The 19,326-nt window shown below is 57.2% G+C and carries 14 protein-coding genes and 1 pseudogene; 6 read left to right on the forward strand and 9 right to left on the reverse strand.

Translation table 11 applies throughout. The annotated features are described in order from the left end of the window. Positions 1-62: 62 nt before the first annotated feature. Together CDUR_RS04815 and glgA are read right to left on the reverse strand one after the other, a co-directional pair. Positions 63-1,430 (reverse strand): glycoside hydrolase family 32 protein, encoded by a 1,368-nt coding sequence (locus CDUR_RS04815; RefSeq protein WP_290208070.1) that lies wholly within the window; start codon positions 1,428-1,430, stop codon positions 63-65. 7 nt (positions 1,431-1,437) lie between these two features. After that, positions 1,438-2,610 (reverse strand): glycogen synthase, encoded by a 1,173-nt coding sequence (glgA, locus tag CDUR_RS04820; protein WP_081598594.1) that lies wholly within the window; start codon positions 2,608-2,610, stop codon positions 1,438-1,440. 157 nt (positions 2,611-2,767) lie between these two features. On the opposite strand from glgA, the gene glgC reads away from it, so the two are divergent. Continuing rightward, complete coding sequence (glgC, locus tag CDUR_RS04825; protein WP_040358596.1) at positions 2,768-3,985, forward strand: glucose-1-phosphate adenylyltransferase; 1,218 nt, start codon at positions 2,768-2,770, stop codon at positions 3,983-3,985. Positions 3,986-4,047: 62 nt separating this feature from the next. Here the strand turns inward: glgC and CDUR_RS04830 are convergent, their stop codons facing one another. After that, a complete protein-coding gene (locus CDUR_RS04830; RefSeq protein WP_006061857.1) occupies positions 4,048-4,713 on the reverse strand; it encodes an O-methyltransferase in 666 nt (221 codons plus the stop codon). 249 nt (positions 4,714-4,962) lie between these two features. On the opposite strand from CDUR_RS04830, the gene sigE reads away from it, so the two are divergent. Genes sigE through tatB form a run of 3 tightly spaced genes read left to right on the forward strand, consistent with a single transcriptional unit; the run spans position 4,963 to position 6,567 of the window. Beyond that, positions 4,963-5,616, forward strand: coding sequence for an RNA polymerase sigma factor SigE (gene sigE, locus CDUR_RS04835; protein WP_040358598.1), 654 nt, complete (start codon positions 4,963-4,965; stop codon positions 5,614-5,616). A 60-nt stretch (positions 5,617-5,676) separates the two neighbouring features. After that, positions 5,677-6,084 (forward strand): anti-sigma factor family protein, encoded by a 408-nt coding sequence (locus CDUR_RS04840; protein WP_006061859.1) that lies wholly within the window; start codon positions 5,677-5,679, stop codon positions 6,082-6,084. Between the two features lie 15 nt (positions 6,085-6,099). Beyond that, on the forward strand, positions 6,100-6,567 hold the full coding sequence (gene tatB / locus CDUR_RS04845; protein ID WP_179417347.1) for a Sec-independent protein translocase protein TatB: 468 nt from the start codon (positions 6,100-6,102) through the stop codon (positions 6,565-6,567). Positions 6,568-6,625: 58 nt separating this feature from the next. Here tatB and CDUR_RS04850 read toward each other — a convergent pair whose 3' ends face one another. From CDUR_RS04850 to CDUR_RS04860, 3 genes are read right to left on the reverse strand one after another with little or no spacing between them, the layout of a single operon-like run. Then, a complete protein-coding gene (locus CDUR_RS04850; protein WP_179417348.1) occupies positions 6,626-7,756 on the reverse strand; it encodes an Mrp/NBP35 family ATP-binding protein in 1,131 nt (376 codons plus the stop codon). Positions 7,757-7,791: 35 nt separating this feature from the next. Further along, positions 7,792-8,355 (reverse strand): DUF1003 domain-containing protein, encoded by a 564-nt coding sequence (locus tag CDUR_RS04855; RefSeq protein ID WP_006061862.1) that lies wholly within the window; start codon positions 8,353-8,355, stop codon positions 7,792-7,794. 12 nt (positions 8,356-8,367) lie between these two features. Beyond that, positions 8,368-9,651 carry a magnesium transporter MgtE N-terminal domain-containing protein gene (locus CDUR_RS04860; protein WP_006061863.1) on the reverse strand — a complete coding sequence of 428 codons (1,284 nt, stop codon included), beginning with the start codon at positions 9,649-9,651 and terminating at the stop codon, positions 8,368-8,370. A 103-nt stretch (positions 9,652-9,754) separates the two neighbouring features. Between CDUR_RS04860 and CDUR_RS04865 the strand changes: the two genes are divergently transcribed. Both CDUR_RS04865 and CDUR_RS04870 read left to right on the forward strand, forming a co-directional pair. After that, entirely contained in the window at positions 9,755-10,273 is a 519-nt protein-coding gene (locus CDUR_RS04865; protein ID WP_179417349.1) for a YflT domain-containing protein, read from the forward strand. A gap of 76 nt (positions 10,274-10,349) precedes the next feature. Further along, positions 10,350-11,099 carry a hypothetical protein gene (locus CDUR_RS04870; protein WP_179417350.1) on the forward strand — a complete coding sequence of 250 codons (750 nt, stop codon included), beginning with the start codon at positions 10,350-10,352 and terminating at the stop codon, positions 11,097-11,099. Positions 11,100-11,167: 68 nt separating this feature from the next. Here the strand turns inward: CDUR_RS04870 and CDUR_RS04875 are convergent, their stop codons facing one another. The 3 genes and pseudogenes from CDUR_RS04875 to CDUR_RS04885 form a co-directional block, all read right to left on the reverse strand. Next, positions 11,168-14,941: a multifunctional oxoglutarate decarboxylase/oxoglutarate dehydrogenase thiamine pyrophosphate-binding subunit/dihydrolipoyllysine-residue succinyltransferase subunit gene (locus CDUR_RS04875; RefSeq protein WP_179417351.1), complete on the reverse strand. Its 3,774-nt coding sequence runs from the start codon at positions 14,939-14,941 to the stop codon at positions 11,168-11,170. Between the two features lie 354 nt (positions 14,942-15,295). Further along, a pseudogene (locus CDUR_RS04880) lies at positions 15,296-18,574 on the reverse strand (ABC transporter ATP-binding protein); the annotation flags it as partial. Positions 18,575-18,588: 14 nt separating this feature from the next. Beyond that, positions 18,589-19,317: a hypothetical protein gene (locus CDUR_RS04885; RefSeq protein ID WP_179417352.1), complete on the reverse strand. Its 729-nt coding sequence runs from the start codon at positions 19,315-19,317 to the stop codon at positions 18,589-18,591. Positions 19,318-19,326 lie beyond the last annotated feature (9 nt).

Raw genomic sequence — 19,326 nt, forward strand, 5'->3', positions numbered from 1 at the left:
GGGCACAAAGACAACACTGAGAGTGAGTCTAATAGATGTGATTTATGTCTGGTTAGTTTTGTTTATGTGAGGACGCGCACTATACACTCGTTAGGTTCGTGACGTGGAAAAATTCGACTTGCGAAACTTATCCTGCCCTCGTCAATAAATATCTCAATGCACGACGCATCAACCAGTACTCGCACATCAACTGCAGAGGTGACGCCCCGCAGATATGCGCGCCGAACATCGCCGCCCGCGTGGTACTGCTGATCCTGCCTATCGAGCTCAACCACGTTGCCATTGACACTCAACCGCGCCACGGCATCCCCCGCAGTATCAACCAGCACCAGCTCGGACCCAGGTGGCATCTCACCACTCCACTCGAACGATGCGCCAACCTCCAGGTCGCTATCCGCATTGTTGCTGCTTATCGACGCCCGTGGTACTTGGCGCAGCACACCATCGCTGAGGTGCAATTCGCGCGCCACGGTCAAGGTGTGTACCCACCCATCCTGTCGTGTCGGTTGATCGTCAAGGTCAGGCAGACCCATCCACCCCAGCATCAACGGAGGTTGGGAACCATGCACTACCTGCGGTGCATAAAACTCGTGCCCGTAATCGAGTTCTGTGAAACCACGGCTCACCGTGAATGTTGTGCCCTGAAGGTGACCGACCACATAGCCGCACTGGTGATTGTTCGCGTAATGATCGCCAACTTGCTCCAAGCCTTGCGGAAGGACAATCAACACGTCCATGTCTTCGCCGGTCACATCATCGCGAAGTGTCACCAGATTCGGACATTCCCACATGTAGCCTCCAGGGATCATGTCGGGAGCGCTACCAGGTACGGCGGAACTGGTGTCGAACTGGATTTCACCAGCATAATCCCATGCGCGGCGGTCCTCAGAGGTGTAGAGCACCACCGAGCCAGTTTCGTCATCGCGTTGTGCACCTAACACCATCAGCCAGTGGTCCTCACGCCACAGCACATGTGGATCGCGGTAGTGGTTGGTAAAGCCGGGTGCGGGGCCGTCGATAAGCGGGTTGCGATCGCTGCGGAGATACGTTCCACCATCAGCGCGGCGGCGACCTCCAACGTGCACAAGGTTTTGGGTAGCCCGCCTATGTCCGCCAGGCTTGGCATTGCCGGTGTAAAACAGCTCAAGCTCGCCGTTTACCAGCACCGCCGACCCCGAGTAGCACCCCTTGTCATCGTAATCGACTGCGGGGTAGAGGGCGTCGGGATGATGTGTCCACAGCTCGGGTTTATCAGAGAGAAGCGGCGTGGACGCGTGCCCCCAGCCGGTGCGCTTTTCAGCAGTGGGCCACTGTGGATCATGCTGGTAGTAGGCGTGAAGGACACCATCTTCAACATAGAGTCCGTTGGGGTCATTCAGTCGGCCACTCGGCGGTGCAAGGTGGAAACGTGGGCGGAAATACACGGACACAGGCGACCTACATTAAGGATTTGTAGACATCAATGGTCTGCTGAGCGATGGTTGCCCACGAGAAATCCTCAACAGCGCGCTTCCGACCTGCTTCGCCGTAGGCTTTAGCGCGTTCCTCGTCGGCTACCAGGGCGTTCACAGCATCGGCGATGCCCCGCTCAAAGCCTTCGGGGTCGTTTTCGTCGTAGTGGACCAAGGTACCCGTCGTACCGTCGACCACAACCTCGGGGATGCCGCCGACATCGGAAGCGACAACAGCTGTTCCACAAGCCATGGCCTCCAGATTCACAATGCCCAAAGGCTCATAGATGGACGGGCAGGCGAATACGTCAGCGGCCGTCAAAATTTCCTGCACCTTATCCTTAGGCAGCATCTCCTGAACCCAGAAGATGCCATCGCGCTGGGCTTGGAGCTTCTCAACCAGTGCTGTGGTTTCCTCGGCGATTTCCGGGGTATCAGGAGCACCTGCGCACAGAACCAACTGAACATCGGGGGAGAAGTATTGTGCGGCCTTGACTAAATGACCTACGCCTTTTTGGCGAGTAATACGACCAACAAATGCCACGATGGGGCGGTTGGGGTCAACGCCGAGTTCCGTAAGGATGGAGTTTTCTGCAGCATCGAAAATCGGGCGCGGCTGCCACAGTTGCGTATCAATGCCATTGAGTACCACGTGAACGCGGTCGGGTTCGATGCGAGGATATGCGTCCAGGATCGCGTCCTTCATGCGTGCTGACACGGCAATCACAGCATCCGCGTATTCCATAGCGTTCTTTTCAGACCAGCTGGACACCTCATAACCGCCGCCCAATTGTTCACGTTTCCACGGACGGTGAGGCTCCAGTGAGTGCGCAGTGACCACGTGCGGAATGCCGTACAACCGGCCCGCCAAGTGTCCACCAAGGCCTGCGTACCACGTGTGAGAATGGGCAACGTCCACATTGTTGGCCGCCGTTGCGATACGTAGGCCAGTAGACAGTGTTTTAATTGCCGGGTTGGCATCGTCCAATGCGGGGTCAACTCCATGGACAAATACGCCAGCCTCATCGCGAGGCGCGCCCATGCAATGGACATCTACCTCAACAAGTTCACGCATGTACCGGGTCAGTTCAGTGACGTGCACACCGGCACCGCCATAGATCTCTGGTGGGTACTCTCTGGTCATCATTGCTACTCGCATAACCACGACACTAGCCTGAAAAACCATGCTGCGCAGCACACACGCATAGTGATAAATGCCGCACGCGTCAGACAATGTGCTGCGGAAATGCTGCCCAAAAACGTTGAATGACTCACTTTGGAGGCGAAGATGCGAGTTAGGCTATAAGTTGGTCAGTGTGAGAATTCAACCACATGTACTAGCTATTGTCCTTGCCGGTGGTGAAGGAAAACGCCTGTTCCCGCTCACTGCGGACCGTGCGAAACCCGCCGTGCCCTTTGGGGGCACCTACCGGCTCATTGACTTCGTCTTGTCGAACCTGGTGAATGCCGGGTACATGCAGATTTGCGTGCTTACTCAGTACAAGTCCCATTCGCTTGACCGTCACATTTCGCAATCGTGGCAGCTTTCCGGTCTTGCAGGGCAGTACATCACCCCGGTTCCTGCTCAGCAACGGCTGGGTAAGCGGTGGTTTACTGGTTCTGCAGATGCCATTTTGCAGTCCCTTAACCTCATTTACGATGAAGACCCTGAGTACGTCATTGTTTTTGGCGCGGACCATGTCTACCGCATGGACCCCCAGCAGATGGTGGAAGAACATATTGCCTCTGGAAAAGCCGTCTCTGTTGCGGGCATTAGGATTCCACGTTCTGAGGCATCGGCCTTTGGCTGTATTGAGTCTGACGAAGACGGTAACATTACCAACTTTGTCGAAAAGCCAGCCGATCCGCCTGGAACCCCTGATGACCCTGAGATGACCTTTGCATCCATGGGTAACTACGTATTCACCGCCAAAGACCTGATTAAGGCGCTCAAGGATGACGAGGAAAACCCCGATTCCTCGCACGATATGGGCGGTGACATTATTCCGTACTTTGTGGAGAAGAATCAGGCACACGTCTATGATTTCTCCGGCAATAGCGTGCCTGGTGCTACCGAACGCGACGCAGGTTACTGGCGTGACGTCGGTACGATTGATGCGTTCTATGAGGCCCACATGGATCTCATTTCGGTTCACCCGATTTTTAACCTCTATAACAAGCAGTGGCCTATTCACAACACCGATGACGGCAATCTGCCTCCTGCGAAGTTTGTGCAGGGTGGTATTGCACAGTCCTCAATGGTCGCATCGGGGTCCATTATTTCCGCAGGCACGGTCCGTAACTCGGTGCTGTCCAACAACGTCATAGTTGAAGAGGGCGCAACGGTCGAGGGTTCAGTGTTGATGCCGGGTGTCCGCATTGGCAAGGGCGCTGTGGTGCGTCACGCTATTTTGGACAAAAACGTCGTGGTCAGTGAGGGCGAGTTCATTGGTGTGGATCACGATCGCGACGCAGCCCGATTCACTATCAGCCCAGGCGGCGTGGTGTGTGTGGGTAAAAACGAAGTGGTGTGACGATTTATTAGCACACATGCTCAGAAGGGCGCGGAGAAGTTACCTCTGCGCCCTTTTTGTTGCTATTCAGACTCTGAATCATCGTCTTTTTTGGTAATGAGTGTTAGCCCAGACCCGAGAGGAAGGCGACACACCACAGCCTGATCCATGCTGCGCACATATTCATCGGCTTCCCGCGCGCAGATGGTGTCCCGGTCTTTCCGGGTAGTGTCAGATAGCGTACCGTCAAGCAGCGAATTGGCCAGGATGAGTATGCCACCGCTACGCAGAAGTGGCCACGCGGCGTCTATAAACGCCCGGTAGTCAGACGGGCGAATATCACCGTAAACCACGTGGTAGGAATCAGCGGCGAGCCTGCTCATCACCTCAAGGGGGCGGGAGGGCAGGAACCTAAACTGGTTGGGTTTGTAGCCTGCTGCCATAAAATTGGTACGTGCTTGACGCTGGTGCTCAGTCTCCGGGTCAATGCACGTGAGCGTGCCCGTCAGCCCCAAGCCCCGGAGAAGATAAAGGCCCACTACGCCAGCAGCAGGGGTCACTGCGATGGCTCCGACGCCTGCCTCATCAATATACGACGCCGCTAATGCACTGAGCAGCGAACCTGCTGCGGCGTCGGGGGCGGCAAGACCGAATTCCTCGGCGTCTTGCTGAGCTGCGGCAAGGGCATTGTCAATCACCGTAGTATCAGTGATGTAAGAACGTAACGCGTCGAAAGCAGTGTCATTCACACTAGATAGTTTAGGTGGACGCGCTCCGAAATAACATCAGAACTAGCCTATTGATGATTGTTGGGTGCCACACTGTCCGGCCAGCGCGGGGATGAGGGACAACTTCCAGGCTGTAGCCTCACACGTCCAGGCTGTTGACAGGCTTTTTAATAGAAGTTCACAGTTTGTCGTCCCAGATGCATAAAATATTCAGTGACCTCTCAGCTAAAATAGCTGGTGTATGCTAAAGGGACAATGCACAATAATACTATGACTTCCACTCATCAGGCCGAGTTTACCGACCCGACGATTAATGCTGGGAGCGATGACACTGTCCCATTCGCCACGTTGAGTGGCACTGCGGCGTTTGACGCCGGACAGGGGGACATGCCCACATGGGCGGAATTGGTTGAGGAACACGCAGACAGTGTGTACCGCTTGGCGTACAGACTGTCTGGTAACCAATACGATGCGGAGGATCTAACGCAGGAGACATTCATGCGCGTGTTCCGTTCGCTGAAGAATTACCAGCCTGGCACGTTTGAAGGCTGGTTGCACCGCATTACCACCAACTTGTTCCTTGACATGGTGCGTCGACGCGCAAAGATCAGGATGGAAGCATTGCCAGAGGACTATGACCGGGTTCCTGGCAACGACCTCACCCCCGAGCAGGCGTTTACGGTGTCGAATCTTGACCCGGCCCTGCAAAAGGCACTCGATGAACTCAGCCCTGATTTCAGGGTTGCGGTGGTGCTCTGTGACGTCGTGGGAATGTCCTACGACGAGATTGCCGACACCCTCGGCGTGAAGATGGGAACGGTTCGTAGTCGTATCCACCGTGGCCGGAGCCAGCTTCGTGCCAGTTTGGAAGCTGCTGCGGAGTCGAGCGAGTCGGCCCAACTTTTGCTTCCTATGCGCTACTAAAAGCGTATCCTCGGTAACAAGACAGCATCATCACCATTGTTGAAGGAGGTCAGTGGTCCTATGGTTCGTGAATCCTTGCGTGGGAACACGGGGCATACGCGGCGTCGAAAAGCGCGAAAACCCCGCGAATTTGCCTCTGTTGAGCATCTCAGCCTTGAAGCTGTCGCTGCTTTTGTGGATGGTGAGTTGACACCACTGGCTATGCATCGCGCGCGCGTCCACCTTGTGCACTGTGAGGAATGCCGTGCTGAGGTTGCACAACAGCGCCGGGCCTCTGAATGCTTGAAAAACTGCGTAGACACTGAAACGATCCGTGTGTCCACTGAGCTGAAGGCGCGCCTGACCAGTATCGCGTTTTCCTGCCCTGCGGGTCCCGATGCGGAGGAAGCTACCACGAAGCACCCGGAAACGTTCCTGGGCAAGGTTGATTTGATCTATCGTGCAGTACGCCGCTCTGCTGGAAAATAAAGTAAAATAAGTTGAGTGTTCAGCGATGTTGGTTGGGGAGAGATATTCCTCCTCTTTGTTGTGGGCTTAGTGGTTATTGGACCGGAGCGGCTGCCCCGCGTTGTTCGGGATGTTAAAGCTGCGTTGACTGCGGCTCGTACCGCCATTGACAATGCTAAACAGGGGTTAGGCGATGAACTGGGGGCTGATTTTGAAGAAATCAGTAAGCCACTCAGCGAACTTGCCGCTTTGCAACGCTTGGGTCCACGCGCAGCGCTCACCAAAACATTGTTGGATGGGGATGGCAGTTTCCTCGATGCGCTTGATCCGAAGAAGATCATGGAGCATGAGCAGCCAAAACCCGCAAGCAGCGCCGCTGCATCCACACAACCTAAGCAGTCGCAGCCAGACTCCAAGCAATCAGTGGAAAAAGAGCAACAGACCCCCGGCAAGGAACCTGACGATGCTGCACGGGGGGATTTCTCCTGGGCGGATATTACATAGAAGGATCTAGGTGGGGTGCCCTAGCTCAGGGGCGGTGGGCACTTCCTATAATGCGGGTTTAATGAGGCACTACGCCCAGTCCAAGTGGACGACCCGCGAGGGATTCGCGCCGCATGGCCAATTTGTCGGCAATGGCGTTCAGGGCAGCGCCTGTGTGCGAGTCGGGGGCGGTGATGGCGATGGGATTGCCGTCGTCGGCACCAATCCGCAGCGCGGGATCAAGCGGAACTGAACCAAGCAGTTCTACCTTCGTCCCGGTCAGGGTACTCAGGCGATCTGCGACCATCTGACCACCGCCTGAGCCAAAAACATCTACAACTGATCCGTCAGGCATGACCATGGCGGACATGTTTTCAATCACCCCAGCGACCTTCTGGCGGGTTTGCTGGCTCATAGCACCGGCGCGCTCGGCAACCTCAGCAGCGGCGGCCTGCGGGGTGGTCACAATGAGAAGTTCAGCGCTCGGCACTAACTGTGCCACCGACAAGGCAATATCGCCGGTTCCTGGTGGCAGGTCAAGGAGCAAAATGTCCAGGTCACTCCAAAACACTTCGGAGAGGAATTGCTGGATGGCGCGGTGCAGCATTGGCCCACGCCAAATAACGGGGGTGTTTCCTTCGACGAAATGCCCGATGGAGATGATTTTTACCCCATGTGCAATGGGCGGCATGATCATGTCATCGACCTGGTGTGGACGGGCGTCAGAACCTAACATGTGGGGGATGGAATGTCCGTAAATATCGGCGTCCAGGATTCCGACGTTGAGCCCCCGCGCCGCCAAAGCTGTTGCAAGGTTAACGGTCATGGAGGATTTGCCGACGCCGCCCTTACCTGAGGCAACTGCAAAAACGCGGGTGGTTGAATTTGGCTGTGCGAAGGGGATGACCGGTTCTGAGTCTGTGCCGCGAAGTGCCTGGCGGAGGGTGCGGCGCTGCTCATCGCTCATCACGTCTGTGGTGACGGTGACAGTCCCCACGCCGTCAAGTTCCTCCACAGCCGCCTGGGTGTTGCGGATCAAGGTGTTTTTGAGCGGGCACCCGGCGATGGTGAGGTAAATTTCCACAGCAACATTATTGCCGTCAAGGGTCACCGATTTAACCATGCCAAGCTCGGTAATTGGCTTGCCAATTTCCGGGTCATCAACGCGGGATAGCGCAGTACGTACAGCGGATTCCGAAAGTGTAGACATCACCCGCCAAGTCTAGCGCGCATAGTGGGGTAGGGCTAAGCCAAGTCGCCCTGAGTAGGTTCGGCAAGCTCATGGGTTTCGCCATCGCCTCGGGCGATGCGAGCTGCTGCCTCGTCGTCAATTTTCGCCTCGATGCGTTCTAGGACGCTACGCAGGTCCTCCAGTTCATGCCGTAGGTAGTCGCGGGTAACCGTGTCACCGATAGCAATGCGCACGCCAGCGAGCTCCCGAGCCAAAAACTCAGTGTCGGCTTTTGTCTGCTCAGAGCGCCGACGGTCTTCGTTTAAGGCAATGCGGTCCCGATCTTCTTGGCGGTTTTGCGCCAGCAAAATCAGCGGTGCCGCGTAGGCAGCCTGAGTGGAAAAAGCCAGGTTGAGTAGGATAAATGGATAGGCATCCCAGTTCCACCAGTATCCGCCGACATTAAACGCAACCCAAATCAAAACAAAAATGGTTTGCCAAAACAGGTATTCGCCTGTGCCGAAGAAACGGGCGACTTTCTCGGCGAACGCACCGACAGAATCGCCGTCAAAGTTGAAAAACTTTCGGCGGTTTCCTGCGACTGGGGTGTCAAGGTCACTGCGATTAAAATCAGCCATGATCACTCTCCTTTACGCATGTGTCGTTGCTGGCCTGAGGCCAGTTTCGCGCCAGTCTTCAGGAAGCATGTGGTCAAGAAGGTCATCCACAGCGACGGCACCAAGGAGGTGATTGTCGCTGTCAAGCACTGGTCCACACACAAGGTTGTAGGTGGCGAAGTAACGGGCCGCTGTTTCCTGTGAATCATCAGCATAAAGCGGCGGAAGGTCAGGATCCAAAATACCGCCGATCAAGGAACTGGGGGGTTCACGCAGCAGCTTCTGCAAGTGTACGCACCCCAGATATTTGCCGGTGGGGGTTGCTGTCGGTGGGCGGACAACAAAAATGAGGGACGATAGCGATGTCGTTAAGTCAGGGTTGCGGGCCATTGCTAGGGCCTCAGCCACTGTCGTTTGCGGGGCGAGAATCAGCGGCTCAGGAGTCATGAGCGCGCCCACCGTGTCGGGGGAGAAGTCCATCAACCGTCGCACGGGTGCTGATTCCTCTGGATCCATGAGTTCCAGCAGCACGTCGGCTTTGTCGTCGGGGAGTTCGCCCAGCAAGTCGGCGGCATCGTCAGGGTCCATCTCTTCCAGCACCACGGCTGCGCGTTCAATGGCTAGGGCTTCAATGAGCTCGGCCTGCCGGTCATCGGGCAGCTCCTGGAGAATGTCAGCGAGGCGCTCGTCGTCAAGCTGTTCAGCTACGGTCTGGCGCTCTGCCGCCGGCATGGCACGCAGCAAGGACGCGATGTCGGCGGGGCGCATGTTATCAAACCGCGCGATAAGCTCAGCCACCTTATCTGACTGCCCTGCACCCGCCGCTGTAATACCGTGCACGTGGGACCACGGAACCACGTGCAGGCTTCCACGTCGACCGAATTTAGGCTTCTCTCCGAACACAGCCACGCGTGAGACAATCCAGTCTCTGGTACGGGTGCGTTCCAGCTCAATGTCTGCAATTTCAACAGGCCGACCATGGAGATTTTCCAGTTCCGGGTCGTCCACCTGCACCTTGGAGCCCACAAGGTCACCCACGATGGTCAACTCGCCGGTTCGGGGTTTGAATGCACGCAAGCTCACCGATCCAGATACCAACATGATTTCCTGCGGTTCAATCGATGCCACTCGAAGCATTGGCAGGAAAATACGGCGGTTATTGACTACCTCAACTACAAGCCCCAACGCTCGAGTGACGTGGCCGTTGGGCCGTACAATGACAACAACATCGCGGACTCGGCCGATCACCTCCGTGTCCGGTCCACGAACCACCATACCTGCGAGACGGCCTGCGTAGACTTTTGTAATTGGGCTCATAGTGACTAAGTGTACTAACACACCAGTGGGAACATGCAGCAGCTGCACAACGTTATTCCGGTGACACAACAATAACGATGAAGAGTCTTAAGGAATCAACCCCATGAGCACCCCACACGCTGGTAATGCTGGTAGCCGGGATCTTTCATTACGCCCCCGACCCGAAGGGTGGCCTGTGGGCAGTTTTGACAGTTACGCCGATGCCCAGGCCGCCGTGGATATGCTGAGTGACAAGTCTGATTTTCCCGTCGCTGAACTCACCATTGTTGGTGTTGACCTCATGGAAGTGGAACACGTTGTTGGGCGCCTGACCTGGGGTCGGGTCATCGCCGGCGGAGCCGCCTCCGGTGCGTGGATGGGTTTGTTCTTTGGCATGCTGCTGGGGATTTTCAGTGAGAACTTCATCTCCCCGATCTTCCTCGGCATAGTCATGGGTGTGGTGTTTGGCATTGTCGCATCTGCAGTACCGTACGCAGCAAGCCGGGGACGGCGAGACTTTACCACCCGTACCCAGATCGTCGCCGGGCGTTACGACGTCCTGTGCACACCTGCCCACGCCGCTGAGGCCAGGGACGCCATCGCCAGGTTTAGTTTTAGCAGCTCACACCGCAACGATAATTAATTGTGGTGAATCGAGGAGTTATTGAGGCATGTTGTATCACCTGTGGTGACCACGCCCGCGTACACTAAGGAGAAATATGCGGGAACGTAACATCCTAGGAGAACAACCACTCATGCAGCGTCGTAGGGTTTCCATGCGTCAGGGTTTAGGCTGCCGATCGGTCTTGGCCACCATGAGCGCAGGTGTCGGATTAGCCACCACCCTGACGGCATGTGCCCCAGAGCCTCAGGGGGTTCGGCATGAGTCGGCGTACCTCCCGGTTCAAGTCTCGGTTGACTCATCCTCAATGGAACAGCGTGTGTTGGGCGAACTGTATGTGCAGGCGTTCAACAACAGGGGGCGCATGGCATACATCAACCTTGATGTGGACAGCGATGAACAACGCCGTGTCCAACGCCTCAACGAACGCACCGCTGACGTGGTGGTGGGATGCACGGGCGAACTGCTGCAACAAATGAACCCGGCGCGTGCGAAGGAATTGTCGGAAAAATACGTGGCTGACAAGGAATCCGGGGATGTTGACCCGAACTCGGGGGAGTGGCGGGACCGTGTGTATAAAGAAATGGTGAAGTCCCTACCTGGCTCGATGATGGCCACTGACCCCTCAAATGCGACGGGTTGTGAGCAATATTCTGGACCGGAGTTGCCACAGAATATTGTCCCGATTTATCGCAAACCCATTTTGAATAGGAATGACCGGCAGGTGCTCAACAATGTTGATGGGTTGCTGACTACCTCTGACCTGTCGGAACTCAGTGCAGAAGCGGAGAAACAATCCTCCGTGTCTGCGGTGGTGATTCCCTTTATTGAGAAAAACGACTTATAGCCAGCCATATAAGCAACAGGAAAAGCTCCCCTGGCGGAATAACCAGGGGAGCTTGAGCGTGCGTGGGCTTAGTCGGCGAACGCAGCGTCGATAAGCTGGTCCTGCTCGAATTGGTGGACCTTAGCCACACCTGTCGAGGTGGAGGACTGTGCGCGGCGGGAGACGCGCTTCATGGGCAGCAACCCAGGGATTAACTCTGGAAGGTGCAGCCCCAGGAACGGCCAGGGGCCTTGGTTTGCGGGCTCGTCTTGGCAGAAGCGAATTTCCTCCGCGTTGGGGTAGAAGTCAAAGGCTTCCTTGAGACGGTTGAAGGGGATGGGGTGCAGCATTTCGATGCGCACGATGGCAATGTCGTCTCGATTGTCCTTGGCCCGGCGCTTTTCCAGCTCGTAGTAGAGCTTTCCGGAGACGAGGAGGATCTTCTTTACCTTGTTTACGTCCCCGATGACGTTGTTGTCGCGGTCTACAAGGCGGGGGTCGTTGATCACGGAGCGGAATTTCTTCACGTCGGTGAATTCGTCAACCGATGAGGATGCGGCTTTGAGGCGCAGCATCGACTTTGGTGTGAACACCACGAGCGGGCGCTTCAAGTTACCCAGTGCGTGGCGGCGCAGGAGGTGGAAGTAGTTCGCTGGCGTGGATGGTTGCGCAACGGTCATGGAACCTTCGGCACAAAGCTGCAGGTAGCGCTCAATGCGCGCGGAGGAGTGGTCAGGCCCCATGCCTTCGTAGCCGTGCGGCAGTAGGAGGATCACGTCGGAGGTTTGGCCCCACTTGGCTTCGCCAGAACTCACGTACTCATCAATGATGGTTTGGGCACCATTGGCAAAGTCGCCAAACTGTGCCTCCCAGGCCACCACGGCATCCGGGTTGCCCACAGAGTAGCCGTATTCAAATCCCATGCCGGCGTATTCGGTGAGTGCAGAGTTGTACACCAGGAACTTGCCAGGGCCTTGGGAGCGGGCCAGCACGTCAAGGGGGTTGTATTCCTCGGCGTTGCTGGGATTAATGAGCACGGCGTGACGCTGGGTGAAGGTGCCTCGACGGGAATCTTCACCCGCCAAGCGCACTACCTTGCCTTCCAACGCCAGAGAACCGAAGGCGATCAGTTCGCCCCAACCCCAATCGATGCCGCCGTCGCGGGCAGATTCGGCGCGCTTTTCTGCCACTGTGGCCACGCGCGGGTGAATAGTGAACCCTTCGGGCAGGTCCGCGTAGGACTGGCCGATTGCCGCGAGTTCTTCCCGCGTGATGGAGGTATCCAATCCGTGTGGTAGTGCCTGGGACATGGCGATGCCTTCTTGCGCTGTGGCTTTCGGCTTACCTGCCAGCCGCACTTCATTGAAGACTGTTTCCATCTGGTCGTGGAAGTCCCGGGCGACGGCCTCGGCGTCGCTTGCAGAGAGATCACCACGGCCGAGGAGGTCTTCGGTGTACTGTGCGCGGGTGCCTTCTTTGTCGTCGATGACGTGGTACATCTGCGGTTGAGTCATCGACGGGTCGTCGGCTTCGTTGTGGCCGCGGCGGCGGTAGCACACGAGGTCAATGAAGACGTCTTTGCCAAAGCGGCGTCGATACTCGGTGGCCAGTTTGCCCACCCAGACCACGGCTTCGGGGTCGTCGCCGTTGACGTGGAAGACGGGGCAGCCGTATGCCTTGGCAAGGTCGGTGGCGTAGTGGCTGGACCGGCCGGAATCAGGGGTGGTGGTGAAGCCGATCTGGTTGTTCACCACAATGTGGATCGTGCCGCCGACGGTGTAGCCGCGCAGCTGCGCCAAGTTGATGGTTTCCGGCACGATTCCCAGTCCTGCGAACGCGGCATCGCCGTGCAGCAGCAGCGGAACAACGGTGTAGCCGTCGTGGCCTTTGTCCAGCATGTCCTGCTTGGCGCGAACGATACCCTCCATGACGGGGTTAACGGCCTCCAAGTGAGAGGGGTTGGCCGTGAGCGAAATTTTGATTTCGCCGTCGCCGAACATCTGGATGTGCTGGCCTTCCGCACCCAGGTGGTATTTCACATCGCCGGAACCGCCGGCCTGTGCCGGGTCCATGTTGCCTTCAAACTCGTTGAACAGGACGTGGAGAGGCTTGCCCACAATGTTTGCCAGCACGTTCAGGCGGCCACGGTGCGGCATACCAATGACTACCTCATCAAGGCCCTGGCCTGCAGCAGTATCAATCACCGAGTCCATGAGCGGGATGAGGGATTCCGCGCCTTCGAGGGAGAAACGCTTTTGACCCACGTACTTGGTTTGCAGGAAGTTCTCAAAAGCCTCGGCGGCGTTAAGCTTCTGCAGAATGTATTTCTGCTGCGCTGGGGTGGGTTTATCCATGCCTGCTTCGAGGTGATCCTGCAGCCAGGTGCGCTCGTCGCGGTCGAGGATGTGGGTGTATTCGGAACCGACTTTCAGAGTGTAGGCACGGCGCAACGTGGAGAGTACATCGCGCAGCGTCATTGTTTCGCGGTTTGCGAAGCCACCGACATGGAATGTGCGGTCAAGGTCCCAGATGCTCAGGCCGTGGGTGGAAATATCCAGGTCACGGTGGTCTGGCACTGGCATTCCGCTCTGATGGTAGTGCAGCGGGTTAATGTCAGCGATGAGGTGACCACGGGAGCGGTATGCCTCGATGAGCTGCATGACACGGGTGTTTTTGTCGACACCGGTGTTGGGTAGGTCTTGTGCCCAACGCATGGGGGTGTAGGGCACGTTCATGCATTCGAAGATATGGTCCCAGAAGGCATCGTCCACGAGCAGTCGGCTCATGGTGCGCAGGAATTCACCGGATTCAGCACCTTGAATGATGCGGTGATCGTAGGTTGAGGTGATGGTCACCAGCTTGCCGACGCCCAGTTCCGCCAGGCGGTCTTCAGAAGCACCAGCAAATTCCGCTGGGTAATCCATGGATCCCACGCCGATGATCGCACCCTGGCCCTTGGTGAGGCGCGGCACGGAGTGGCGGGTACCGATACCACCAGGGTTGGTCAGCGTAATGGTCACGCCGCTGAAGTCTTTGCCGGTGAGTTTTCCTTGGCGGCCACGGTTGACAATATCTTCGTAGGCTTCGACAAATTCAGAGAAGGAAAGCGTCTCGCATTCGCGGATCGCGGCCACCACGAGGGCACGGGAACCGTCTTTCTGCGGCAGGTCAATGGCCAGACCTAGGTTAATGTGCTCCGGTACAACCAGTGTGGGTTTGCCGTCCACCACCTGGTACATGTTGTTCATGTCCGGGTGGGCCATGACGGCTTTCACCATGGCGTAGCCGATGATGTGAGTGAAGGAAATCTTGCCGCCGCGGGTGCGCTTGAGCTGCTCGTTCACCATACTGCGGTTTTCGAACATCAGCTTGGCGGGCATGTCGCGCACCGAGGTTGCGGTGGGCATTTCGAGGGAAATGTCCATGTTCTTGGCGATTGCCTTGGCAATGCCTTTCATCTCGGTGCTGCCCGCCGGGGGCATTTCCTTGGAATTGGCGTGTGTGAAAGGCGACGCAGCTTTTTTGCGCTCAGCAGCGGCTTTCTTTTCCGCAGCAAGCGAATCCGGGCCCGTGCTTTTTGCCCTGCGTTCGGCGCGCGCCTTTGGCGTCTCGGCTGCTGCCCGCGGAGCGGGGGGCTGTGTAGCTGCTGTCGCAGTGGAAGCTGCTGCTGCAGGGGTACTAGCAGGGGGAAGGGTGGGCGTAGGTTTCGCTGGTGCTGCGGGTGGGGTGGCGCCGTTGGGAGCGCCTTGGGTTTCGAACAGTTCACGCCATTCTGGATCTACTGACTGTGGATCCTCCTGGAACTGCTGGAACATCTCGTCTACCAGCCATTGGTTCTGGCCGAAAGTACTAGCGCTGCTCACGGCAGGTGCTCGCCTCATTTCCTTATTTTTGGGGGTAAGTTCTGTAACTCTCGTTATCCTTTACAGGCTAACGTGTCTTCACCCCAGATGTCGCATTTGCCTTTGCAAAAAGTTACATTTCGGGGGGTCTCAGTGGGCAGACCACAAGGCCGCATACCTGCCACCAGCAGCAATGAGCTGATCGTGGGTTCCGTCTTCGACGATGTTGCCGTGATGCATCACAAGAATGCGGTCTGCCTGCGCGGCGGTGGACAGGCGATGCGCGATCAAGATGGATGTACGTCCCCGCATCATGCTTGTCGACGCCTCCACGACTGCGGCCTCCGTCTCCAGGTCCAGGGTTGCTGTTGCCTCATCAAGTAACAACACGTGGGGGTCCACCAGTTCCGCGCGTGCTAGCGCCACCAGTTGGCGCTGGCCAGAGGATAAAGCACGCCCCCGTTCACCAACCTCCTGGTTGAAACCATGCGCTAGGCCCTCAATCACGGGCAGTGCACCCACCGCCCGTGCCGCCTCGACAATCTCCTCTGCCCGTGCCGACGGCCGCCCGTACCCGATGTTGTACGCTACGGTCCCTGTGAACAGGTGTGCCTCCTGGGGGACGTACCCAAGTGTGCCGCGCCATTGCGCGAGGGGGAATTCTCGAATATCAGTCCCATTGGCCGTCACGAGGCCGGAAAGTGGATCATAAAAGCGGGCAATAAGCTTTATCAGCGTTGACTTTCCGGCTCCTGTTGCTCCCACGATCGCTACTGTTGACCCTGGTTCGATGCGGAGGTTCAGCTGGCTGAGTATGTCTGCGTTCTCGGTGGATTGGTCAGTACGGTAGGTAAACGAGGTGTCAACAAGCGCAAGGGGTCCTTCGGCTGCCCCAGGTGCACCTGTTCGCGTGCCGGTATCAGGCACAGTAGGTTGCGTGGCCAGCAGATCCGCGATGCGGCGAAGTCCGATCGCAGCCTGCTGGTACGCATCGAATAGTTGGGAGAGGTCTTGCAGTGGGCCAAATAGCAGGCCGAGGTACATCAGGAACGCGATGAGAACACCGGGGGAGAGTTCACCACGCATCACCTGGTGCGCGCCGACTCCCAACACCGCCGCGTGCGTCAGCTCAGACACCGCGCTGATTCCGGGGAAATAGATAGCAACCCCGGTCTGAGCTTTGATCCGGGTACGCCGATACTGCTCCGCCATGTCTTGAAACTGCCGAAGCATGAACGATTCCGCGCGGTAAAGCTGCGTGGTGCGCAGCCCAGAGAATGCCTCATGAAACTGCGAGTTCACCGTACTGATCTCCTCGCGGGCACGTTGGTAGAGTCTGCGGGAAATACGCCGGAATATCAGTGTCGCCACAATGATCACTGGCACAGCGGCCAGTGCGGTCAGCGCAAGGGAAAAATCAGTGACCACAAGCATGATGGTGATGCCAACTAGAGTTCCACAGGCCACGATCACCTGTGCTACACCGGTCTGTAGAAATGAGCTCAGAGCGTCAATATCGGTGGTCATGCGCGTGATGATGCGTCCTGCCGTGGTGGATTCAAAATAGCTCATGCTGAGTCGTTGGAGGTGCGCGAAACTGCGTACCCGCAGGATCAAGAGCAAGCGTTCACCCACCCGTGCAGTCAGCAGTGTACGGGCCGCCGCAGCAGCCCCTGAGACCACAACAATCACTGCGCCGACGGCGGTGGCCAGCTGCAAGGTACCAACGTTATGTGTGAGCACACCCTGATCAACGGCCAGGCGCACAAGGCTGGGGAACGCCAAGTCTGCCAGCACCCCCACCATGAGTAAGGCCACGACCAGCATGATGTGCGTTTTTGCATGACCAAGCAAGCGGCGCAGGGAAAACGGATCCTGCTGTTCGGTCACTGCTGTGAAATGGTCAGATGGGGGATGTGGCTGAGGGGATACGTCGGGCCACAATGCATGAGTGTCGCGTTCATCCTCCGACTTGAATGGCGCATTTGGAAACTCCACAATGTGGTCAGCCACTCTCATCGTGGATGGGCGGTGCGCGATCGCGATAACCGTCACCTCGGGGTAGTTATCCCGCAGGGCATCGTAGATTGCTGCTTCGGTGATGGCATCAATGGCTGAGGTAGCGTCATCAAGCACCAGGATTTTCCGGCCCGCAAGTAGAGCCCGTGCCAGTGCCAGGCGTTGACGTTGGCCGCCGGACAAGGTTAATCCGCGCTCGCCAATGGTCTCCTGATAACCATGTGGCAGGGCAGAGATGAACTCATGAGCTTGAGCGGTTGTGGTGGCGGTAAGGATTTCCTCCTCCGAAAACTCACGGCCCATCGTCAGGTTGTCCATGATGGTGGAGGAATACAAGAAGGTGTCGTCCAGCACGCTTGTTAGCTGGGAGCGCACAGTATCAGGGTCGAGGTCCGCGTAGTCGGTGCGGTTACCTGCAGCATCGATCAATGCGAGCGACCCCGAGTCCGGCTGGTAAAAGCCACTCAGTAGCTGCACCATCATGCTTTTCCCAGACCCTGGAGGCCCAACAATACATAGTGTTTCACCAGGTTGGGCAGTGAAACTGATGCTGTCTAGTACACCGGCGACGGTGACCTTCTGGGCGTCGATACCCAGTGCGGTGGAGGTGTCGGGAAGTGATGTGGATGCCGTGGGGGCGTGCGGAGGCGCAAGATCCAGTATTTCGGTGATGCGGGCGAGTGAGCTAATGCCTGTTTGTACGCGAATGACCATGCCAGACAGCATTTTTGTCACCTGGCTGAGCGTAGTTACATACGTTGCAAATGCCACAAATGTGCCGATGCTGATGGTTCCCTGCAGCGCCAACCAACCACCAGCCAGGATGTTGGCCACCAGCGCGGCCAGCGGAAGCTGCTCCATCACTGGCTGAAACAACGCCGTGACCCGAGCAACTTGCAGCCTGCGCCGATACAACTCCTGGCTTTCTGTGTGAAGGCGTGCCACTTCTCGCTGCTGCTGCGAAAACGCCTTGACCACGCGGATACCTGTGACCGTCTCCTCAACCACGCCAGTGACAGTGGCGGCCTGATCCTGTGCTGCGCGAGTCGCCTCAAACAAGGGCGTTCGGGATCGGTATCCCAGCAGGTAAACCAGCGGCAATGTAGCGAACGCCAACAACGACAGCACAGGGGAAAGCCACACAATCACCCCGGCCGTGAGTACTAATTTGGTGGCATTGCCCACCGTCAACGGCAACACGGCACACAAACCCTGCACCGTGGAAATATCCGAGATGGAACGGCTCACCGCTTGACCTGTGTGCAGGGAATCCTGAGCAGGTCCACCCAGTTTCAGCACCGTATCCAGCATGGATACCCGCAGGCGGTGCTGCACATTAATGGACAAAATACCTGCGCTGAAACGCCTGGAAAATTGCAGGGCATACCGCGCGACCGTCGCAATGACCAGACACACCACAATGGCCCATAGCGGGGAAAGGCTCGGGAAGAGCGTGGTGGCGGTCGAAGATTCCCCAGCCCCAGCCTGCCCGGTTGCCACATCTACGGCATCCCGGGTGAGTAGAGGCAACAGCACCTCCACCACGGTCACGCCGATCGAGGTAGAGAACGCGCCGATGCTCGCGGCACGGTGCTGTCGAAGCACCCGAATAAGGGGAGCCAGGGGAGTGGACATCACGTCGTTGACGGTTAGTTGACCAGCGGGCCCAGTGATTCCTGGGCATTCGCGATCACACTTTTAGCCAGCTTGCGGTTTGCCACCGTGCCTATCACGGCACCAATACCCAGCGGCATTAACTTGCCCAACCAGGCGTTACGCACGCTCTTGCCCAGGCGCTTCGTAGCCAGAGACAACAGCCTGCCATTTAGCTCCTTCACCCGCGCCATGCCGAAACGCGAAAGGGCGGTTGCTGCCGTGGTTTTTTGCTGGGCTTGCGCGTACTGTTTGCCCAGATCGCCAATAGCTGCATCCACCAACGCCGTACCAGCGGAACCAATCAACGTGACCAGGATTAATGCGCGGCGGCGCTCGCTATCCCGAATATCGACGCCCCGAAGATGCGCCGATGCGATGGTATAGAACGCTGCAGCGTCTACAAACACCATCGACTCAGTACTCACGGCTGCAAGACCGGTCATCAAACCGATGCCAGGAAGCGCAGAGGTTAGGCCGACACTCGCGCCGGTACCAGTAGCCAGGTACATGAAATGGTTATCCAGCATGTGCTGAAGATCAGCGGTGCTGGCGTTGGGGTTCTTCTCGCGCAAATGGTCGATGTACTTTTCCACCACGGACGTTTGCATGGCCACTGCTTTATCCAATGCTGTGATGAGCATTCGACCGGTGGTGCCTGCCTGGTCATGTAGTGCTTTCGGGTCGGAACTGATGGCATCAAGCACGATGCGGTTATTCTTCATAATCCTGCC

Origin of the sequence: Corynebacterium durum (genome assembly GCF_030408675.1) — a bacterium.
In the GTDB taxonomy this organism is placed as follows: Bacteria; Actinomycetota; Actinomycetes; order Mycobacteriales; family Mycobacteriaceae; genus Corynebacterium; species Corynebacterium durum.